Below are 20,166 nucleotides of genomic sequence, written 5' to 3' on the forward strand. Positions count from 1 at the left end.
GCGCTGCGAACACTGCGCGCCACGTCATATACGCACGCGGCCGGCAGATTCGGCGGCCTGAAGGAATCTGCCGTTTGGCAGGGTGAAAACAGTCGATCCGGATTTCTCAGGGGCCAAGTTCGGCGTAGTTCGTTCCGCACAAGTCTTAATCTTAAGACCCTGTGTAACCACCTCCTGCATTCACTCCGGGCTGCCGGACTCACGAAGGGAAATGCCATGAACAGCCAAGTCGACCAAACGCCTCATTTACTCCGTCAGCGTGATCAGTTCGTGCCACGCGGACTGGTCACCGCTCATCCACTGGTGATTGATCGCGCCCAAGGGGCTGAATTGTGGGACGTGGACGGCCAGCGTTACCTGGACTTCGTCGGCGGCATCGGCGTGCTGAACATTGGCCATAACCACCCCAAAGTGGTTGCAGCGGTGCAGGCCCAATTGCATAAGGTCTCGCACGCCTGCTTTCAGGTGGTGGCCTACAAGCCTTATCTGGATCTGGCCCAGCGCTTGTGCGAAATGATAGGTGGCGAGGAACATTACAAAGCGGCGTTCTTCACCTCCGGCGCCGAAGCCGTGGAGAACGCGGTCAAAATCGCCCGCGCTCACACCAACCGCTCTGCGGTGATCTCCTTCCGCGGCGGTTTCCATGGACGCACCTTGCTCGGCACCACGCTGACCGGCATGAGCCAGCCCTACAAACAGAACTTCGGGCCATTCGCGCCGGAGGTGTTTCACACCCCATATCCCAATGCCTATCGCGGCGTTACCAGCGAAATGGCCCTCAAGGCGCTGGACGAGTTGCTCGCCACTCAGGTTGCGCCGGAGCGGGTTGCGGCGATCATCATTGAACCGGTGCAGGGCGACGGTGGTTTCCTTGCGGCGCCGGCACAGTTCCTTCAGGCATTGCGCGAGTTGACCCACAAGCACGGCATCGTGCTGATCCTCGATGAAATCCAGACCGGATTCGGCCGCACCGGCAAGTGGTTCGGTTTCCAGCACGCCGGCATCCAGCCTGACCTGGTCACCGTCGCCAAGAGTCTGGCCGGGGGGCTGCCGTTATCGGGCGTGGTCGGCAGAGCTGAAATCATGGATTCGCCGTTGCCCGGAGGCCTCGGCGGCACCTACGGCGGCAATGCGCTTTCCTGCGCCGCGGCCCTGGCGGTGATCGACGCTTACGAAGAAGAAAAACTGCTCGAACGTGGCGATGCATTGGGCAAGCGCTTGCGTGAAGGTTTGCTGCAGTTGCAGCGCCGTCACCCGCAGATCGGTGACGTACGCGGCACCGGTTTCATGCTGGCCATCGAGCTGGTCAAGAATGATGAAGCGCGCTCCCCGGATGCAGATCTGAACCAGCGTGTGATCGATGAAGCGCGCAAAGGTGGTTTACTGGTGATCAAGTGCGGCGTCTATCGCAACGTCCTGCGCTTCCTCGCGCCACTGGTGACGACCGAAGCGCAGATCGATGAAGCGTTGCAGATTCTGCAGGCTGCATTGGCACGGGTATTGAACTGATGTCCGCCGGGTTCAGCCGCGCGGTCGCTGGCCAGCGTCGCTGAACCTTTTTGGCGCACGGATTGATGAAACGCATCATCGGAGGCTGTGTACACCATGGGGCTGACTGAATATCGAGCACTGCTCATCGATTGCGACGAAGTCCTGGTTGACCGTGATTCGGGTGTCTGGGCAGCGCTGCAGCCGTTGCTCGACAGCCGGGGCGGGCGCCCGGACAAGGAACAGGTGCTGGGCGAGTTTCGCGAGGTGGTGCAGGGGCTCTATCCGCGCTTTGCCGAACTGGGCTTCAGTGGATTGCTGTGTTTCGCCCATCGCCAATTGGCCGAGCGCTGGAGCCTGAAAGCCAGTTGGGAGGAGGGCATGAGTTTCGCGCGCTCTGCTGCCAACTGGTCATTGTTCGAAGACGCGCCGGGAGCGATGCTGTACTTGCGCAAGTTTTATCGCCTGTTGGTGGTGGGCGACCGGGATGCCGAGGATCGCGCCGTGTTGTGCGAGCATCTGGGGATTGTGGCCGATGACTTTATTTCGCTGGCCAACGATCCGCTGCGGGACGAGGACTGGTTGAATGCCAACGAGCTGAAGCCGGAGCACATTCTGCGGGTGACCCGACCCGCCGCCCGTGGCTCGGCGCTGACCGATGTGTGTCTGATCGGGCGCGAACGGGGCCAACAGCCGACCCCGTGTGCTGCGGATTATTGCATCAACAGCATGGCTGACCTGGTCGCACAGCATCAGCTGTCTTTACGGCGCTGATTTTGCTAGTAGATTGTCCTACAAATGGCAGTCAAGAGGTTCGCAATGGAAGGTTTAGTCAAACTGGACCGCATCGACATCAGTATCCTGGTTGAGTTGCAGAGGGACGGGCGCATGACCAATGTCAGCCTGGCCGATGCCGTGGGATTGTCGGCCAGCCCCTGTCTGCAAAGGGTCAAACGGCTGGAATCGGCCGGGTACATTTCCAGCTACAAGGCACACCTGAACCTGGCGAAGATCACCGAATCGGTAACGGTCTTCACCGAAATCACCCTGAGTGACCACAAGCGCGAAGACTTCGCCAAGTTCGAGTCGAACATTCGGTTGGTGGATGAAGTGCTCGAGTGCCATTTGATCAGTGGTGGCTACGATTATCTGGTGCGCTTCATGACGCGCAGTATTCAGCACTATCAGGAAGTGATTGAAAGCCTGCTGGATAAAAACATCGGCATTTCCAAGTACTTCAGCTACATCGTCATCAAATCCCCGGTGCTCAAGGACGGCGTGCCGTTGCGCAAGTTGTTGCGGCACTGAAGCTCCCTACATCCATCAGGTGCGAACCAATAGGGGACAGCTGAATGTCCCCCACTGTGTGCTAGCCACCAAAGCCGACAATGGCTTTGGTTTCCAGATATTCCTCAAAGCCGTAGACACCAAATTCACGACCATTGCCGGACCGTTTGTAGCCACCGAACGGGGCCATGGGATTCCAGGCCGGGTGGTTCAGCAGTACTTGTCCTGCGCGGATGCGTGAGGCAACGGCGCGTGCATGATCAAGGTCGCGGGATTGAACGTGAGCGCTCAGTCCATACACCGTGTCGTTGGCGATCGCGACAGCCTCATCGAGCGTTTCATAGGCAATGATGCACAGCACTGGCCCGAAGATTTCCTCCTGGGCAATGCGCATGCTCGAGTCAACCTCGGAAAAGACAGTCGGTCGGGCATAGAAGCCTGTTTCATGACCAGGCACGCGGCCTGGTCCGCCGCAGAGGAGTTTGGCCCCTTCATTCAGGCCCGATTCGATCATGGATTGCACTCGCTTGAACTGGGCCTCATTGGCTATCGGACCGAGTACCGTTTCTTCCGATTGCGGATCCCCCACAATGATCGCGTTGGCGGTTGCAGCGGCCAGCGCCTCGACTTCCGCGAGCCGGTCCTTGGGTACGATCATTCTGGTCGGGGCGCTGCAGGATTGCCCGACGTTGCGAAACGCCGTCATCACGCCCAGTGGCACGACGTTGGCGAAGTCGGCATCGGGCAGCAGCACGTTGGGTGACTTGCCGCCCAGTTCCTGGGTGACGCGTTTCACTGTAGGGGCGGCCGCCTGTGCGACCAGCGCGCCTGCGCGGTTTGATCCGGTGATCGAAATCATATCGATATCCGGGTGCGCAGCCATGGCGCCGCCGACCTCGGGGCCCGTGCCATTGACCAGATTGAAGACACCCGGTGGCAGGCCGGCGTCATGCACGAGTTGGGCGAAAAGAAGGGCGCTCAACGGTGACAGTTCGCTGGGTTTCAGCACCACAGTGCATCCGGCCGCAATCGCTGGAGCCACCTTGGCGGTGATTTGATACAGCGGCCAATTCCAAGGGGTGATGAGACCGCAAACACCGATGGGTTCGCGTTCAATCGCGGTGCCGCCTTCAACCGTCTGGAAGCGATAGGTGGACAGCAGGTCACGGGCAATCCGAACGTGTTCGGCCGCCAAGGGCACTTGCATCGCTCGGGCAAAACCGATGGCAGCACCCATTTCCAGAGAAAGGGCCTGCGCAAGCGGCTCTTTTCGCTCAAGGATCAGGTCGTAAATCTTGCCAAGAAAACCCGCACGCGCTTCGGCGGAAATCGCAGACCAGTGAGGAAACGCCGCACGCGCTGCAGCGACGGCCCGATCAACGTCTGCGGCCGACCCGCTGGCGACCTCTGCAACTACGCTTTCAGTCGCCGGATTGACCACGGGCAAACTGCCAGGCGTTGCCGGCGAACACCAGCCTCCATTGATATAAAACTGTTGAGACGTATGCGAATCCACGGCGTAGGTATTCGAAGATTGTGTTGTCATCCAACTAGCTCCTTAAAGGACTGATGGGGGCTGTTAACAGCAGGGGAAGGGAGGGAAGAGCGGCGCCAGGGCACCGGTACATGCGGTGCCCTGTGGTTTGAATAAGCTAACAAAAGGGCTCAGTCGAAATATGCCGTTCTTGAAGTCGGCAAGGGATAATCTGCTGTATCTCAGGGGCGGACATTGTCTCTGTTTTATCTTTCCAACCTGACAGGTCGCACGCACTCATGCTCACCAACCTCTGGTACGTCGTTCTTCCATCGTCGCAGTTGACTGACGGACTGATGCCGGTTCGTTTGCTCGGACAGCCTTTTGTTGCGTTCCGTGATGACGCTGGCGTCGCTCACGTGCTTTCGGATGTTTGCGTGCATCGCGGCGGATCGTTGTCGGGCGGCAGAAGGGTGGGCAACAGTGTGCAATGCCCCTATCACGGCTGGCGATTTGGTGCGGATGGAGTTTGCACACATATACCTGCGCAGCCGGACCTGCGAATTCCTGCCAAGGCCCGCGTCGACGCCTATCCGACGCTGGAGCGTTACGGCTGGATCTGGGCATTTCTAGGGGACCTGCCTGAGCCTGAGCGTCCGCCGCTACCCGCACTCGACTGGATCGATGATCCTGCCGTGCGGGTGGTATCAGGCCATTTTGACTGGGAGGCCAGTTGGGACCGGATTATTGAAAACGGCCTCGATTTTGCGCATGCACCGTTTGTCCATGGCTCTACCTTCGGCGATCCGGATCATCCCGAGATTGAATCGTTTGAAGTCGAAAGCGATGCGTGGAGCGGCAGCGCACAGATGCTCATGCGCAGGCCCGCGCGCAAAGGGTTGTTACGGCGAAAATCATCCACCGAATTTGTCAGTGTGGTCACTGTGCCGGGCTTTCATTTTTCTGGCCCGTGCACGACGCTGGAGCTTGAATTACCCAATGGATGGCGGATCTACATCGTCTCGGCGCATGTCCCGATTGACGCCAATCGCACGCGAACCTGGTGGATGATGGGCAGAACATTCCTGCGTTCCCGACTGCTTGATCGCAGGTTCATTGCCAGCAATATCCGTATTTTCGAGCAAGATCACGCGGTGCTGAAAAACGTTCGGCCCGAGCGCGTGCCGGACTCGTTTCAGCAGGAGGTTTCATTGAAATCCGATGCGCTGCAAATTGCCTTTCGCAGAGGCGTGCAGGCACTGGAACTGCGTGGCTGGCGAATCGATGAAGAACGTCTCGCGCGCACGTTTACGGGGCGTATGGCGTGCGCAGTTCCCAGCCCCGAACGTCGTCATGTTCGCGCTTGGGCGATTGAGCCCATTCCCTTGGTGGACGTTACCCACGAACGAGAATAGAGGGGTGTCGATCTGGCACTCAGACACATGCCAGATACAAATGCCTTGCAGAATGGGACGGCACATCTGCAACGCCAGTCCAGAAGGAAACGCGCAAATGAAGTTCAAGCTGAATCTCTTCAACAATTGGGTACGCCAGATGGCACGCTTGATGGTGGGCATGCCTGATTACGATAACTATGTGGCACTCCGAACCGCCAGTCATCCAGGCGAGCCGGTAATGACCTACAAAGAGTTTTTCGAGGAGCGGCAAAAAGCCCGTTACGGCGGACGGCAATGCACGACGCGTTGCTGCTGATTTGGTCCTCAGCGCGCTCGTCGTCCATCGCCTTCAGATGTCCTCCTCTATGACTTCCTGGGCGACGGCCTTGATTTGCTGCGGGTCATTGATGTCCAGCTGGACGGTGTCGATTCCCGGATTGGCCCGAGCAATCTCATCCAGCAGGGCCTGGCGACGGCCCGCGATGATGACCTGATTGCCGCGCTGGTGAAATGCCTCGGCCAAAGCGCGGCCAATGCCGGAAGCCTTATCGTCGACGGTCCCGTCTGGACGTCGGCAGGCATGACAGCCGCGCTGGACATGGCGTTGGGCATGGTGGAAAAGGATCTGGGCACGGACATGGCCCGGTCGGTGGCGCACAAACTGGTCATGCATCAACGGCGTTCGGGTGGGCAGTCCCAGCATTCGGAACTGCTTGCGCTTGCTCCAAAGTCGGACCGTATTCAAAGCGCGCTGGAGTATGCGCGCACGCACCTGGACCGCCCGCTCAGCGTGGAGGAACTTGCCGACGTCGTGCACTTGAGTCCCAGACAATTCACCCGGGTATTTACTGCCGAGACAGGCCAGTCACCGGCCAAGGCTGTTGAAAGCCTGCGTCTGGAGGCCGCTCGCGTGATGATCGAGCGAAGTCGTCACAGCCTGGATCGCGTGGCGAAGGAAACGGGGTTTCGAGACCGTCGCCACATGCGCGAAGTATTCATGCGAGGGTTTGGAGTTCCGCCGCAGGCAGTTCGACGGGATGCCAGGCGAATCGGCCAGGAGAATCCATCTGATCGGGGCCCTCATCCGTAAGCGCCCCGATCAGCAGCAGTCAAAGCCAGGACTTGATTTGCGCGCAGACGGCGTCGGTGGAAATGCCATAGCGATCATGCAGTGTCGGCAGTGCGCCGGCGTCGAGGAAGGCGTCGGGCAACGCGATCTGCCTGAACGTCGGCGTCACTCCGTTGCGCAGCAGTACCCCGGCAACCGCTTCACCCAGCCCGCCAATAATCGAGCTGTTTTCTGCGGTAACCACCAGCCGGCCAGACTTGCGGGCCTCGGCGAGAATGGTCTGTTCATCCAGCGGTTTGATCGTCGGCACATGTAGCACGGCGACATCGACGCCATCAGTCTGCAGCGCCTTGGCGGCCTCCAATGCGCGCATGGTCATCAAACCGGTCGAGATGATCAGGACATCGTTACCGGTGCGCAGGGTCTTGGCCTTGCCGATCTCGAATTGATACCCGTACTCATCCAGCACCAGCGGCACGTTGCCGCGCAGCAGCCGCATGTAGACCGGCCCCTGATGCGCGGCAATGGCAGGCACGGCCTGTTCGATTTCCAATGCGTCACAAGGGTCGACGATCATCAGGTTGGGCATCGCCCGGAAGATCGCCAGGTCATCGGTGGCCTGGTGGCTGGGGCCGTAACCGGTGGTGAGGCCGGGCAATCCGCAAACGATTTTGACGTTGAGGTTTTCCTCGGCAATGGCCATGCAGATGAAGTCATAGGCGCGGCGCGAGGCGAACACCGCATACGTGGTGGCGAACGGTACGAAACCTTCGCGGGCCATGCCTGCGGCCGCACTCATGAGCAACTGTTCGGCCATGCCCATCTGATAGAAGCGCTCGGGATGGGCCTTGGCGAAAATGTGCAGGTCGGTGTACTTGGACAGGTCAGCGGAGAGGCCGACGATGTCCGGACGCTGATCCGCCAGTGCGGTCAATGCATGGCCAAAAGGTGCTGAGCGGGTGGCTTGGCCTTCGGAGGCAATCGAGGCAATCATCGCCGAGGTGGTCAGGCGCTTCTTGATCGGTTCGCCAGTCGAGGTCGGTGTGTTGGCGGCGTTGCTCATTGGTTTTTTCCTTCTTCAAGCGTGGTCAGTGCCAGATCCCATTCGTGTTCGTCCACACGGATGAAATGGGTCTTTTCGCGGTTTTCGAGGAAGGGCACACCTTTGCCCATGGTGGTGTCGCAGATGATCACCCGTGGCTGAGCGCCGGGGTGGTGGCGGGCGGCATCGAAGGCTTCGACCAGTGCGTCCAGATCATTGCCGTCGACGCGCTGGGTGAACCATCCGAACGCTTTCCAGCGATCCACGATGGGTTCGAACGACAGGATCTCGCTGGAGTGGCCGTCTGCTTGCTGGTTGTTGACGTCGACGATGGCGATCAGGTTATCGAGCTTCCAGTGCGAGGCCGACATCACGGCCTCCCAGGTCGAACCTTCGTTCAGCTCGCCGTCCGACAGCAGGTTGTAGACGAACGATGTCGAGCCCTTGCGCTTGAGACCCAGGCAGGCCCCGACGGCGATGCCCAGCCCCTGACCCAACGAACCACCGGTGATTTCCATGCCTGGCGTGTAGGCGGCCATGCCCGACATCGGCAATCGGCTGTCATCCGAGCCGTAGGTTTCAAGCTCATCGAGCGGAATGATCTCGGCTTCGATCAGCGCCGCGTACAGCGCAATCGCGTAGTGACCGATCGACAGATAGAAACGATCACGCGGCTCCCACGCCGGGTCTTCAGGGCGATAGCTCAGCGCATGGAAGTAGGCGACCGCGAGCAGGTCGGCGGCACCGAGGGCCTGGCCGACGTAGCCCTGGCCTTGCACCTGGCCCATGCGCAAGGCATGGCGGCGAATGTTGTGGGCGCGCTCGGCCAGCGTCTGGGTTGTTGTGAATGAAAGGTTGGCAGTCATGGTGAATTCTCCTGTGAATCAACGATTGACCAAGGCAGCGGGAATGCGCAGAACCAGCGAGGCGCCGACCAGCAATACGCCGGTGATCAGATACATGCCGATAGCGCTGGAGCCAGTGAGTGTGGTTATCCAGCCAATCAAGTAGGGCGAGCAGAAGCCGGCAAGGTTGGCGAAGCTGTTGACGGCGGCGATGCCGGCCGCAGCGGAGACACCGCCGAGCAGCGTGGTCGGGAGCATCCAGAACAGCGAGGTCGCGGACAGGATGCCGGAAGCCGCCAGGCACAGACTGAGAATGGACAGCATCACATTGCCTCCCATCAGCGCCGCGAGGGTCAGGCCGATGGCCCCGGCAATCATCGGCACGATCAGGTGCCAGCGGCGTTCGCGATGTTTGTCGCCACTGCGTCCGACCAGCAACATGGCGGCGATGGCACAGAGGTACGGCAGGCTGGTCAGCAAGCCGATCTTCATCGGATCGGAGACCCCGGCATTACGCACAAGGGTCGGCAGCCAGAAGGTGATTGCGTACTGCCCCATCACCACACAGAAATAGATCCCCGCGAGCAGCCAGAGGCGACGGTCACGAATGAATTCGCCCACGGACGCATGCGTCACTTTCTGCTGGTCATCCTCCGCCAGCTCACGAGCGATCAAGGCTTTTTCGTCGTCGTTGAGCCAACTGGCCTGATGCACGCCATCCTTGAGGTAGCTGAGCACCAACAGTCCGACAACCACCGTAGGCACAGCCTCCAGCACAAACATCCATTGCCAGCCGGCCCAGCCGTGCATACCGGCGAAGTGGTTCATGATCCATCCGGAGAGCGGACCGCCGACCATGCCCGACAACGGGATGGCGATGAACCACAACACCGTCATGCGCGCACGCCGGTAGGACGGAAACCAGTAGGTGAGGTACAGCAGCAGACCCGGCGCCAGGCCGGCTTCGGCAATGCCCAGCAGAAAGCGCAGGGCGTAGAACTGCCAGGCGGTTTCGACGAAGGCGAAGAGGGCGGAGACAATGCCCCAGGTGATCATGATGCGCGCGATCCACACTCGCGCGCCGACCTTGTGCAGGATGATGTTGCTGGGCACTTCGCAGAGAAAGTAGCCGATGAAGAACATGCCGGCGCCCAGTCCGTAGACTGTTTCGCTGAGCGCCAGATCGTTCATCATTTGCAGTTTGGCAAAGCCGACGTTGACGCGATCGAGGTAGGCGCACAGGTAGCACAGCATCAGGAACGGCATCAGGCGCCATGCGGTTTTACGGTAGGCGTTGGAACGCACCGCCGAAACGGCTTCGAGCGACAGGGTAGTCATGATGGTCTGATCTCTTGTTTTTATTGACCGCCGGGCAAGAATGCCCGGCCGTATCATCGATCCAGAACCGCACGGGCCGCGAGGCCCGCCACGTGTGTCAGTGAATCAGCATGCCGCCGTTCACATCCAGGGTGATGCCGGTCAGATAGGAGGACAAGTCGCTGGCCAGGAACAGCGCCGCATTGGCCACATCCTGGGCCTCGCCCAGGCGACCCAACGGAATGCCGTCGATGATCGCGTGGCGGCGCTCGTCCTGCATCAGGCCTCCCGTAATGTCAGTGTGAATCAGGCCGGGAGCAATGGAGTTGACGCGTACGTTGTCCGGCCCCAGCTCACGCGCCATGGCCTTGGCCAGGCCCAGCACACCGGCCTTGGCGGCGCTGTAATGAGGCCCGCCAAAAATGCCGCCGCCGCGCTGCGCGGAAACCGAAGACATGCACACGATGCTGCCGCTGGCTTGCTGGCGCATGAGCGGAATCACCGCCTGGGACATCAGCAACGTACCGCGCAGGCTGACGTCCAGCACCTTGTCGTAATCACCGGGGCGGATATCGAGGGTCTTGAGGGGTTGGGTGATGCCGGCATTGTTGACCAGTATATCGATCCGGCCGAAGTGTTCGATGATGGTGGCGACAGCCTGCTGTACCTGGGACTCGTCGGCGACGTTGGCAGCCAGGCCGAGATGACCCTCGCCCAAAGAGGCAGCGGCATCGCGGGCAGCGGATGCGTCCAGATCCAGAATCACCACCCGGGCGCCATGTTGAGCGAAGGTCGTAGCTGTCGCGCGGCCGATACCACGTGCGGAGGCAGCACCTGTGATGATCGCGACTTTGCCTTGAAGAAGCATGGGAGAAATCCTCTGATTGTTGTTATTGAGTCGGTCCGTGCAGAACCGATGACTCAGCTTGTCTCCCGTAACGACCCTGAGCAATAACGCAAACTTCACTGGATGCTGAAAAAAATTCAGCACTCGCCAACATGCGATTGCGGTGTTTGAATAGCCGAACGCCCGGCCTCAGCCACTTGCAGCGGAATAACCATCATCATGAGTTCATCTGGCGAAGCACCGCCGATCCTGCCACCGCTGAAAGCCATTCAGGCCTTTGAGCAAACTGCGCTCTTTGGCAACGTCGCGCGTGCGGCCGAAGTGCTGGACCTGACGCCCTCGGCAGTCAGTCACCAACTGGCCAAACTCGAGGCGATGATCGGGCGACAGCTGTTCCTCAGAACGGCGAGGGGAGTGACGTTGACGCCCGTGGGCGAGCAATACCTGTCCGAGATATCCGGCATCCTGCACAGCCTGGCGGTGGCAACAGAGCGTGCGACCAGTGATGTCAGCCTCGACTGCCTGCGATTGCATTCGTCACCCAGCTTCGGCCTGTTGTGGCTGATGCCGCGCCTGGAACAGTTTCGCGAGAGCCATCCCGACATTCAGCTCAATCTCTCATGCTCCTATGAATCGCTGCACTTCAGTCGGGACAAGATCGACGTGGACATCCGCCACGGCATGCCGAACTGGCCAAGTTTCGAAGTGCGCACGTTGCGCAACGAAAAAATCGCAGTCCTCGCATCACCCAAGCTTCTGGAAAAACGCCCCATCCGCGCCGTCGCCGACTTGCTGGACTGCAACCTGATCCTGTCGGAAGCGACGCTGATCAAGTGGCCGCAACTGTTTGCTCAACACGGGCTGTCGCGCCCTGAAAGCCCCTATACCTTGAGCTTTGACCGCTCCTACATGACCCTCGAGGCCGCCAGTCACGGTCTTGGTTTTGCACTGGAAAGCACGCTGCTGGCGCAGGACTATCTGGCGCGCGGCGAGTTGGTTGAAGTCATTCCCGGGCTGAGTGCCCCGATTACCGCGCACCACCTGGTTTTCCCGAGGGCGCATGCGGGGTTTCCCCGGGTGAGGCGTTTTCTGGAATGGATGCAGCGTGAGTTGGGGCATGACTTCAGTTACTGATGCTGGCGCGATCGGCGAGGTATTGGGCGTCATGTGCAAACCTCAAAGCGTGGTGGTCTGCCCGTTGCGATCCAGTTCATACACCTTGTTGCCCCGCAACTTCTCCTTCAGCCACCGCTCCGCCTTACCCAGCGGCCGCTGCCGCGCCCAGAGCAAATCCACACCAATCTGCCAGTCCGTGTGCGGATACGCCGAGAGCTGCAGTTCCACCAGCTCACCCTTGGCCAGTTCACGCTGAATGAGCTGGCGGGGCAGGGTGGCCCAGCCGAGTCCGGCGCGGACCATTTCCAATAACGCCAGATAGCTTTCCGCCTGCCACAACTGGGTCGAACGCAGGTATTCGCTGCTCGGCAGTTTGCTCGCGTGGGCGCTGAAGGCCAGGCGGCGATGGACGTGCAGGTCCTCGAACGTGACGTTTTCAAGTTGCGCCAATGGGTGCCGAGGATGGCAGACGTGCAGCATGATCAGTTTGCCCAGTTGCTGGAACGCCAGCTCCTTGGGGTAGCCGGGCTGTGAGAACGCCACACCGAGCACCGCTTCGCCGCTGCTGACCAGTTCACTGACGTCGCCATGGACCGGATGACGAATGATCAGGTCGACAAAGGGGAACGCTGCTTCGAAAGCTTTGAGCACCGGCATGATCGGGCCGTACGGCGTTTCAATGGCCAATGTCAGGCTGGGTTCTACGTTGTCCGAGAGGCAGTCGGCGTGGGCTTCGAAGGTCATGCAGCGTTCGAGCACGGCTTCGGCCTGCACCAGTAATTTGTGGCCGCTGGCGGTGAGAGCAGGGCTGCGGTTGCTGCGATCGAACAGGTCGACGCCAAGGTCGGTTTCGAGGTTGGCAATCGCTGCGCTGATGGTCGATTGGGTCTTGCCCAGTTTGCGCCCGGCGGCGGAAAACGATCCGCTTTTGACCACTTGGACGAACATTTGCAGTTGATCGAGTGAGAAGCGCAAGCGTTGAACTCCCGGTTCGAAATGAAGGTTTGGAGTGGCTAGCAGATGCCAGATTCGTGCCATCGGAAAAAGCGATGGTTGCTAATTTGTTTCATCGCAATAAACGTTCAAATATGGCCCCGCGTCAAAACGATCTCCGGGGCGGATCCTCCTTTCAAACGCCCCGAGCATGCCCGCTATCTCAACAGATGCCGCACTTTCAGGAGCGTGTGAAATGACCACACAACGCATTCATCCGGTGGACGAGGTTTTGCCACTGCGCCAGTTGTTCACGTTTGGCTTGCAGCATGTTCTGGTGATGTACGCGGGAGCGGTGGCGGTGCCGCTGATTCTTGGCAGTGCGATGGGGCTGACCTCGGCACAGGTGGTGTTGCTGATCAACGCGAACCTGTTGACCTCTGGTGTGGCGACGCTGATTCAAACCCTCGGTTTCTGGAAGTTCGGCGCCCGCCTGCCGCTGATTCAGGGCTGTTCGTTCATTGCCCTGGCGCCGATGATCATGATCGGGAAGGAGTTTGGCCTCAGTCAGATTTTCGGCGCGGTGATCGCGGCGGGTTTTCTCACCATTGCGCTGGCACCGGTGTTCAGCCGCTTGCTGCGGTTTTTTCCGCCGGTGGTAATTGGCAGCCTGATCACCATTATCGGCATCTCGCTGATGCCGGCGGCGGCGATCTGGCTGGGCGGCGGCAATCCCGATGCGGCAGATTTTGGCAATCCCGCCAACCTGTTACTCGGTTTGGCCACGGTCAGTGTGACGCTGGTGATCTACGCCAAATTCAAAGGCTTCATCGGCAACCTCAGCGTGCTGATTGGCCTGTTTGTCGGCAGCCTGATCGCAGCGGCTTGCGGCATGACTCACTTCAATCGGGTCAGCGAAGCGGCGTGGTTTGAGCTGAGTGCGCCGATGGCGTTCGGCGCGCCGGAATTCGCGCCGGTGCCGATTCTGATCATGACCCTGGCGATGCTGGTCATCATGGCCGAGACCACCGGCAACTGCCTGGCGATCGGCAAATTGACCGGAAAACCGATCACGCAACAAACCCTCGGCAACGCATTTCGCGCCGACGGCTTGTCGACCATGCTCGGTGGCTTGTTCAACAGCTTTCCTTACAACGCCTTCACCCAGAACACCGGTTTGATTGCGCTTTCCAACGTGAAAAGCCGCTTCGTCGTGGCCGCTGCCGGGGCAATCATGGTGCTGATGGGCCTGTTCCCGAAACTCGGCGCGTTGATCGCCGCGGTGCCGACGCCGGTGCTCGGTGGCTGCGCGATTGTGATGTTCGGCATGACCACGGTGGCGGGGATTCAGGAACTGTCACGGGTGCAATTCGAGGGTACGCGCAACGGCATTATCGTCGCCGTGTCAGTGAGTGTCGGGGTGCTGCCGATGTCCTTTCCGGCGCTGTTCGAACACGTCGGCCCGACCCTGAAACTGGTGCTCGACAGTGGAATTTTCCTCGGAGCGATCACCGCCATCGTCCTCAACGTCCTGCTCAACGATGAAAAAAAATCGACCGAAACCATCGGCGCTACATCGGCTGAACTGGCCGACTGACTTTTGTTTTCCACTGCCCTGGAGTTACCCATGAATCAATTGACTGAACTCATCCCGGCTGGCATCAGCGCGCTTGATCTGAAATTACTGCGCCAGACCATCGCCTTGTCCGAGGCATCGAAGCAACGCGGTCGCCATCCGTTCGCGGCATTGGTGGCCGACCGCAACGGCAAGGTGATTGTCGAAGCGGGGAACAACTCTATGCCCCCGGAAGGTGATCCGACGCAGCACGCCGAGTTGGTGGCAGCGGCGGCAGCGGCAAAACTGCTGTCGCCGCAGGAGTTGGAACTGTGCACGCTCTACACCAGCGCCGAACCTTGCTGCATGTGCGCCGGCGCCGTGTATTGGACGGGGATCGGGCGGGTGGTCTATGCCTTGTCGGAGCATGCCTTGCTGGGTTTGACGGGGGACCACCCTGAGAACCCGACTTTCTCGCTGCCGTGCCGCGAAGTGTTCGCCAAGGGGCAACGCAAGGTCAGCGTGCTGGGGCCGATGTTGGAGGGGGAGGCCGCTGAACCGCACAGAGGGTTTTGGTCCTGACAGGTTTGAAACGAAGCTTGAGCGGTGTGAGGTCGCGCACTCGCCTGCAACGTCTGCGATAATGACGCCCCACTGAGGCGCGAAGGCATCGAGTGCTCGTCTCGGCATCCGGAATCAGGCTTTGGAGGACTTTATGCGTGACATTATTGATGGCTTTCTGCGGTTTCAGCGCGAGGTGTATCCACAACGCGTCGAGCTTTTCAGGCAGCTCGCGACAGAGCAAAACCCAAAGGCGTTGTTTGTCACATGCTCGGACAGTCGTGTAGTGCCAGAACTGCTCACACAGCGTGAGCCGGGTGAGCTGTTCGTGATCCGCAACGCCGGCAACATTGTGCCGTCATATGGTCCTGAACCGGGTGGTGTTTCGGCTACCGTCGAATATGCGGTTGCAGTGCTCGGGGTACGGGACATTGTGATCTGCGGCCACTCGGATTGCGGAGCGATGGGCGCGATTTCACGCTGCACGTGTCTGGATCATCTTCCGGCAGTTGCCAACTGGCTTCGGCACTCGGACGCCGCGAAAGCGATCAACGCGGCGCATGAGTTCGATACGCCACGCGACAAGCTCGATGGCCTCGTTCGTGAAAACGTGATCGCACAACTGGCGAACCTGCGCACCCATCCATCGGTGGCGCTTGCGCTTGAGCAAGGACGCTTGAATTTGCATGGCTGGGTCTATGACATCGAGGCGGGCTGCATCGATGCGCTGGATGGTGCAACTCGGCGCTTCGTCAAGCTTTCCGATTCACCGACCACCGTTGCCGTTGCTGCGCGCGATGCTGGTCAGTTGTAACTCGCGGAAGGACTGCACGTCGCTGATAACGAGAATTCTCTAAGCATGCGTTGAGTCAAGGGCTGGGCACCTTATGCCAAGCCACCGCAGCGTTAACTTGGCTACGTCGTACAAATGCCAGAGGGCCAGCGGTTGTATTGGGTGCATCCATTGCCTCGGTTCGTCGATTATGAGCAACACTGGAACGTCATCCGAATCGCACCTTACGCCGAGAGTTAATCAGGCTCTTGGAGCGAGCTGAACCATTCGGCATAAGGGGAGTTGACGACCAGCCGCCGGTTGAAGTCAGCGCTTCCATCAGCCCACCAGACAGGCCCCCGTTCCCCGAGGGCCACTTTGGCCATTTGTACCTTTTCCCGAGCGCGCTTCAGTTGCGACCCGTCCTGCGCACTCTTAGCGTTCTTGACCTCTCGTCGAGCGGCCATAAGCGCATCGACAAGACGCTGGCGCACATCTTCATCCAAAGACGGGTTGGAACATCGCCATAGCCGGCCTTTGACAACAAAGTAGCGACCGTCTGGTGTCACTGGATGCATTCCTGTCTCCGACCGTTCAAAGAGCACTTCTCCAAAAATTCAGCAAGGACGGCTATCTACGTTTTCGGGCAGGAAGGCGATTGGCTTGTTTGACTCCAAGCAGTATTCCCAGCATTAACGCAGCGCCTGCCGCCAGGAGGATTGGATACGGATGTTTACCTGACATCCGGACGCCCTCGACTCCGAGTTGATCGCTTGCCGGAGCAGGTCGATTCCGTGATGGCGATGGATTAAGACTGCTTGGACTGGCAGGGGAGTCGACATCTGCCCTGTACGGCATTTCGTTCAAGGGCAAACGCGCACCGTCCGCGAGAGTCAGGGTGAGGTCCTCGACAGTCCCGGCGAGTCGATCGGGAAACACCGGCTCACCCGTGGGATCAAGTTCATCGTAATAAAACTGCTTTCCTTCCAGCCAACCTATGGCCGTCATCAATTCCGGGCCAAGATAATATTTTCCGTCGAGGAAGAAACCCGGGAAATGTCGCGTGCGTTCGAGACTGTCTATGGTGTAGCGCTCGCCTGCCTTCATACCGGTTGCTGGGTCGATCATGATGAAATCCTCAGATTCGCTGGTGTTGCGATAGAGGACGGGGCCTGGCGCAACGTTCCATCGAGATTACCGAAAGGCTGTGCTTCGTCAGACCTTTTGAACCTAATTCGAAAACTGTTGCTCAACCGGGAAATGTACGGGGTGGGTGAAATGAATGCTTTCAAGAATCAACTGACGCTTGAGCAGGAATCCAAATTGAAAGCCCTGGATGCCTGGCATCGTGCGTTGGAGCACCGAGCGTTACGCATGGAGTGTCCCGATGCCTATCACGAGGAACTATTGCGCCAGTCTGATGAGATGCATCGGTTGGGTAGGTTGACCGATTCCGAATGGCGTGACCTGAGAAGGGAGGCAGATGCGGCCTATCTGCGTGCGGTCGCCGGTGAGGATTATCACTGAGGTCATTCAGCTCATGTCTATTGCCGACGAAGCCAGGGCGATGTCCGACCCAGACAGCAATCCGATCACGGGTGCGGACCTGGGGGCGGGTGTGAAAGGCGAACCACAACCTTAACGACGTGACCGCACGCCAAAGGGCGTGCGGTTTTTTCATCTCAAGACAACAGGAGGGTGCGATGTCCGAGCCGTTGACCTCATCTGGCGCAACACTTCGCTCACGGTTTGTTCGGCTCTCAAAATCCGGATGGGGCGGGCTAGCCTTCTGGTCAATTCTGATTGGCGTGACGCTTTGCTTGCTGATCAGCGGGTACGGCGCCTTCGTCGGCGCCAACAAACAAAATCTGCACTTTGCATTTCTCGGCGGCATGTCAGGCTTCGCTGCGACGGCCATAGGTGCGGTGGCAGCGATCGCGTTACGTGATATCGCCGCCAGAACGCAGGACATCATGCTGGGCTTCGCTGCCGGAATGATGCTGGCCGCCAGTTCGTTTTCGCTCATTCTTCCGGGTATCGAAGCCGCCCAGGAGCTCTGCGGTAACCAGCTGCTCGCAGCCTGTGTCGTCGTTGCAGGATTGGGATTGGGGGTAGCGCTGATGATCGGTCTGGATCGCTTCGTGCCTCACGAACATGAGAAAAGCGGTCGCCGTGGGCCCGAGGTGCAGCGCATCAATCGCGTATGGCTGTTTGTTCTGGCAATCACGCTGCATAACCTGCCGGAGGGGATGGCCATTGGAGTGAGCTTTGCCAATGGCGACATGAAGGTGGGATTGCCGCTAACCACTGCCATCGCCATTCAAGACATTCCCGAAGGCCTGGCTGTGGCCCTTGCGTTACGCGTGACCGGGATTTCAGCGCTTCGCGCTGCGCTTATTGCGGTGGGCTCAGGGTTGATGGAGCCCATAGGCGCGATCGTCGGCTTGGGGATTTCGAGCAGCTTCGCATTGGGATATCCCATAGCGCTCGGTCTGGCGGCGGGCGCGATGATTTTTGTGGTGTCCCATGAGGTCATTCCCGAGACCCATCGCAACGGTCATGAGACACCTGCAACCTTGGGGTTGATGCTCGGTTTCGGGGTCATGATGTTTCTCGACACGGCTTTGGGTTGACCCCTTACCTCCCATCCCGCACAAGCAAGAAAGATCCGGCCATTCAGTTCAGACGCTGCTGCGGTTCGGTGTGATGAAAGGCATGCTCTCTGTTAATCCGCAAACCTACTATTTCCAGCTCGCAGCCTTGATCGGATGGACAAGCCTGCTTCGCTTGTCCCGGATGCTTCAACGCACGCTGATTCTTGCCGGCGACCGCGATCCGTTAATACAGGCGTACAACGGCCATATCCTGCGCCGCACAATCCGACATTCAGAACTTCGCCTTCTGGAGGGCGAGGGACATTTCTTTGTGGTGACCAGCGCTGGACGAACTGCCGTCCTGGTCCGCGAATTTCTTCGCCGCCATTATGACGATGAAGAGAAGGCGCCGAGGATCGCGAACTGAAACACCAAGGCTGGCCTGGAGCGCACACTGGTCAGTTAATCCGCTCGTCTCATCAATAGTCGTTCTGCACCTGATAAAGAAAAGGGGAGACCCGCTATCGCGCTGCTGCTAAAGCAGCGCCTCACGCGTGCTCTTCAAGCCTGCGCACATCACCCAACGAATCACGTTGCATCGACTGCAAGTTCTTTTCAATGGTTTCGCACAGTGCTTCCATTTGAATCTGGTGTTCGCTGTGGCGAAACGGGCTTTGCAGATCGGTGCCGATGCGTTCGATGGCCAGCAGCATGAATCCCACCACGGTCGACGCCAGCGGCGTGAACCAGCCCAGGGATTCGACCAGTCCCACCGGCACGATCAGGCAGAACAGCGAAATAAACAGCCGCGGAAAATAGACGTAAGGGTAGGGCAGCGGGGTATTGGCGATCCGCTCCATGCCGCCCTGACTGTTGGACAGGTCGACCAGCGTCGACTCAAGCCGCGCCAGGCGAATACTGTCCAGATGCCCGGCCTTGTATTCCTTGGCGAGCAAAGTCGCGGAGCCGGTGAGAATATCGTTGGCAAAGTTATTGGTCGTGCCACTGCGGGCGAACTCTTCGGCGGGAATAAACGCCCGCACCTCGTCAGGACAAGGCTGGCCTTGCAGATGCGCGGCGAGGCAGTTCACATACGCGACGTGGCGACGCAGCAGAGTGGATTTGACCGGATTCACCTCGCCGCCGGCGTCGTCCAGCAGCGTCAGCACCTGCCGGGCGAAGCTGCGGGAGTTGTTGATCATCGCCCCCCACAACGTCCGAGCTTCCCACCAGCGGTTGTAGGCGCTGCTGTTGCGAAAACTGATCAATACGATCAACGCCGAACCCAGCAAGGTCAGCGGCATCAGCGGCAGGTTCAGCTTGGCGTTGAGGAACAGCATGAAGTCGACGGTGACGGCGATGTCCCACAGCAGCAACCAGAACAGAGACCAGCCCACGTAGCCCAGGGTCTTGATGATCAGGCGGTATTTTTTGACGATGGCAGCTTTCAAACGGAAACCTCGTGGCGAGCAGTTTGCTTAAACGCTTAAGCTCGGACGATGCCTGGCACCGGCAGTTCCCTGAAGCAGCCAACCGTCAGTCAATCTGCGAAGCCCGGCCATCCGAATGGCCAATGCTTGCGAGAAAAATCCTCGTATCCCGATTGAACCGCAGATGAACCACGCGGGACCTGCGATACAGGATCGTTGTCGCTGTGCAGCACGTCCGGCGGTCGGCACGCAACAAACCACATCGCTTTGAAAAGCACCTCCGGAAACCGGGCGGGAAAGCCTAAGCTCATTCCAAAAAGATATTTATTTAATCTTTTTAAGATCGTTTAGCTTTTAGCAAAGAAAACGTGCAGCGCCTCGCTTGCGGCGTTTTTTGCCTCAGGCCAACCCTGTCCGCGGTTATTGCCTGAGGCTCCTG

21 protein-coding genes and 2 pseudogenes are annotated in these 20,166 nt (G+C 59.2%); 13 read left to right on the forward strand and 10 right to left on the reverse strand.

From position 1 onward, the window contains the following. Nucleotides 1-216 precede the first annotated feature (216 nt). From gabT to L6D82_RS07200, 3 genes are all read left to right on the forward strand, one after another. On the forward strand, nt 217-1,509 hold the full coding sequence (gabT, locus tag L6D82_RS07190; RefSeq protein ID WP_236188518.1) for a 4-aminobutyrate--2-oxoglutarate transaminase: 1,293 nt from the start codon (nt 217-219) through the stop codon (nt 1,507-1,509). A gap of 96 nt (nt 1,510-1,605) precedes the next feature. Then, nucleotides 1,606-2,262, forward strand: coding sequence for an HAD family hydrolase (locus L6D82_RS07195; protein ID WP_236188520.1), 657 nt, complete (start codon nt 1,606-1,608; stop codon nt 2,260-2,262). A 45-nt stretch (nt 2,263-2,307) separates the two neighbouring features. Then, the gene (locus tag L6D82_RS07200; protein ID WP_039768527.1) at nt 2,308-2,796 is read left to right on the forward strand and encodes an Lrp/AsnC family transcriptional regulator; all 489 of its coding nucleotides are present in this window, start codon (nt 2,308-2,310) and stop codon (nt 2,794-2,796) included. A 61-nt stretch (nt 2,797-2,857) separates the two neighbouring features. On the opposite strand, the gene L6D82_RS07205 is transcribed toward L6D82_RS07200, so the two are convergent. Further along, on the reverse strand, nt 2,858-4,321 hold the full coding sequence (locus L6D82_RS07205; protein ID WP_236188522.1) for an aldehyde dehydrogenase family protein: 1,464 nt from the start codon (nt 4,319-4,321) through the stop codon (nt 2,858-2,860). 227 nt (nt 4,322-4,548) lie between these two features. Between L6D82_RS07205 and L6D82_RS07210 the strand changes: the two genes are divergently transcribed. Then, nucleotides 4,549-5,664, forward strand: a complete 1,116-nt coding sequence (locus L6D82_RS07210; RefSeq protein WP_236188523.1) for an aromatic ring-hydroxylating dioxygenase subunit alpha — start codon at nt 4,549-4,551, stop codon at nt 5,662-5,664. Nucleotides 5,665-5,761: 97 nt separating this feature from the next. Next, nucleotides 5,762-5,962, forward strand: a complete 201-nt coding sequence (locus tag L6D82_RS07215; protein WP_085745650.1) for a YbdD/YjiX family protein — start codon at nt 5,762-5,764, stop codon at nt 5,960-5,962. Nucleotides 5,963-6,010: 48 nt separating this feature from the next. On the opposite strand, the pseudogene L6D82_RS07220 reads toward L6D82_RS07215, so the two are convergent. After that, nucleotides 6,011-6,181: pseudogene (locus tag L6D82_RS07220) on the reverse strand (SDR family oxidoreductase); the annotation flags it as partial. 12 nt (nt 6,182-6,193) lie between these two features. Here L6D82_RS07220 and L6D82_RS07225 point away from each other — a divergent pair. Next, nucleotides 6,194-6,736, forward strand: a pseudogene (locus L6D82_RS07225) (GlxA family transcriptional regulator); the annotation flags it as partial. A 19-nt stretch (nt 6,737-6,755) separates the two neighbouring features. Here the strand turns inward: L6D82_RS07225 and L6D82_RS07230 are convergent. The 4 genes from L6D82_RS07230 to L6D82_RS07245 form a co-directional block, all read right to left on the reverse strand. Continuing rightward, a complete protein-coding gene (locus tag L6D82_RS07230) occupies nt 6,756-7,778 on the reverse strand; it encodes a transketolase family protein (protein ID WP_134020064.1) in 1,023 nt (340 codons plus the stop codon). After that, the gene (locus tag L6D82_RS07235) at nt 7,775-8,623 is read right to left on the reverse strand and encodes a transketolase (protein WP_236188525.1); all 849 of its coding nucleotides are present in this window, start codon (nt 8,621-8,623) and stop codon (nt 7,775-7,777) included. The genes L6D82_RS07230 and L6D82_RS07235 overlap by 4 nt, the downstream gene beginning before the upstream one ends. Nucleotides 8,624-8,641: 18 nt before the next feature. Then, nucleotides 8,642-9,940: an MFS transporter gene (locus L6D82_RS07240; protein ID WP_236188526.1), complete on the reverse strand. Its 1,299-nt coding sequence runs from the start codon at nt 9,938-9,940 to the stop codon at nt 8,642-8,644. Nucleotides 9,941-10,037: 97 nt separating this feature from the next. Beyond that, on the reverse strand, nt 10,038-10,787 hold the full coding sequence (locus L6D82_RS07245) for an SDR family NAD(P)-dependent oxidoreductase (protein ID WP_085745652.1): 750 nt from the start codon (nt 10,785-10,787) through the stop codon (nt 10,038-10,040). A gap of 198 nt (nt 10,788-10,985) precedes the next feature. Between L6D82_RS07245 and L6D82_RS07250 the strand changes: the two genes are divergently transcribed. Beyond that, nucleotides 10,986-11,900, forward strand: a complete 915-nt coding sequence (locus L6D82_RS07250; protein WP_236188527.1) for a LysR substrate-binding domain-containing protein — start codon at nt 10,986-10,988, stop codon at nt 11,898-11,900. Nucleotides 11,901-11,942: 42 nt separating this feature from the next. Here L6D82_RS07250 and L6D82_RS07255 read toward each other — a convergent pair whose 3' ends face one another. Beyond that, on the reverse strand, nt 11,943-12,857 hold the full coding sequence (locus tag L6D82_RS07255; protein WP_102716818.1) for a LysR family transcriptional regulator: 915 nt from the start codon (nt 12,855-12,857) through the stop codon (nt 11,943-11,945). A gap of 214 nt (nt 12,858-13,071) precedes the next feature. Here L6D82_RS07255 and L6D82_RS07260 point away from each other — a divergent pair, with 214 nt between their 5' ends. The 3 genes from L6D82_RS07260 (at nt 13,072) to L6D82_RS07270 (ending at nt 15,745) form a co-directional block, all read left to right on the forward strand. Next, nucleotides 13,072-14,412: a nucleobase:cation symporter-2 family protein gene (locus tag L6D82_RS07260; protein WP_236188528.1), complete on the forward strand. Its 1,341-nt coding sequence runs from the start codon at nt 13,072-13,074 to the stop codon at nt 14,410-14,412. A gap of 30 nt (nt 14,413-14,442) precedes the next feature. Next, nucleotides 14,443-14,952, forward strand: coding sequence for a nucleoside deaminase (locus L6D82_RS07265; RefSeq protein ID WP_102716819.1), 510 nt, complete (start codon nt 14,443-14,445; stop codon nt 14,950-14,952). Between the two features lie 133 nt (nt 14,953-15,085). Further along, entirely contained in the window at nt 15,086-15,745 is a 660-nt protein-coding gene (locus L6D82_RS07270; RefSeq protein ID WP_085745657.1) for a carbonic anhydrase, read from the forward strand. A gap of 215 nt (nt 15,746-15,960) precedes the next feature. Here the strand turns inward: L6D82_RS07270 and L6D82_RS07275 are convergent, their stop codons facing one another. Together L6D82_RS07275 and L6D82_RS28665 are read right to left on the reverse strand one after the other, a co-directional pair. Next, nucleotides 15,961-16,281, reverse strand: coding sequence for a hypothetical protein (locus L6D82_RS07275; RefSeq protein ID WP_085745658.1), 321 nt, complete (start codon nt 16,279-16,281; stop codon nt 15,961-15,963). 52 nt (nt 16,282-16,333) lie between these two features. Next, complete coding sequence (locus L6D82_RS28665; protein ID WP_373870898.1) at nt 16,334-16,831, reverse strand: short chain dehydrogenase; 498 nt, start codon at nt 16,829-16,831, stop codon at nt 16,334-16,336. Nucleotides 16,832-16,981: 150 nt separating this feature from the next. Here L6D82_RS28665 and L6D82_RS07285 point away from each other — a divergent pair, with 150 nt between their 5' ends. The 3 genes from L6D82_RS07285 to L6D82_RS07295 all read left to right on the forward strand — a co-directional run bounded on the left by L6D82_RS07285 (nt 16,982) and on the right by L6D82_RS07295 (nt 18,724). Next, a complete protein-coding gene (locus L6D82_RS07285; RefSeq protein WP_236188529.1) occupies nt 16,982-17,230 on the forward strand; it encodes a hypothetical protein in 249 nt (82 codons plus the stop codon). Nucleotides 17,231-17,406: 176 nt separating this feature from the next. Continuing rightward, on the forward strand, nt 17,407-18,336 hold the full coding sequence (locus tag L6D82_RS07290; RefSeq protein WP_236188530.1) for a ZIP family metal transporter: 930 nt from the start codon (nt 17,407-17,409) through the stop codon (nt 18,334-18,336). 73 nt (nt 18,337-18,409) lie between these two features. Next, nucleotides 18,410-18,724 (forward strand): alpha/beta fold hydrolase, encoded by a 315-nt coding sequence (locus L6D82_RS07295; protein ID WP_236188531.1) that lies wholly within the window; start codon nt 18,410-18,412, stop codon nt 18,722-18,724. A gap of 121 nt (nt 18,725-18,845) precedes the next feature. On the opposite strand, the gene L6D82_RS07300 is transcribed toward L6D82_RS07295, so the two are convergent. Continuing rightward, complete coding sequence (locus tag L6D82_RS07300) at nt 18,846-19,748, reverse strand: bestrophin family protein (RefSeq protein WP_039768508.1); 903 nt, start codon at nt 19,746-19,748, stop codon at nt 18,846-18,848. Nucleotides 19,749-20,166: the final 418 nt, after the last annotated feature.

Source organism: Pseudomonas paraglycinae (genome assembly GCF_021601625.1).
Classification (GTDB): Bacteria; Pseudomonadota; Gammaproteobacteria; order Pseudomonadales; family Pseudomonadaceae; genus Aquipseudomonas; species Aquipseudomonas paraglycinae.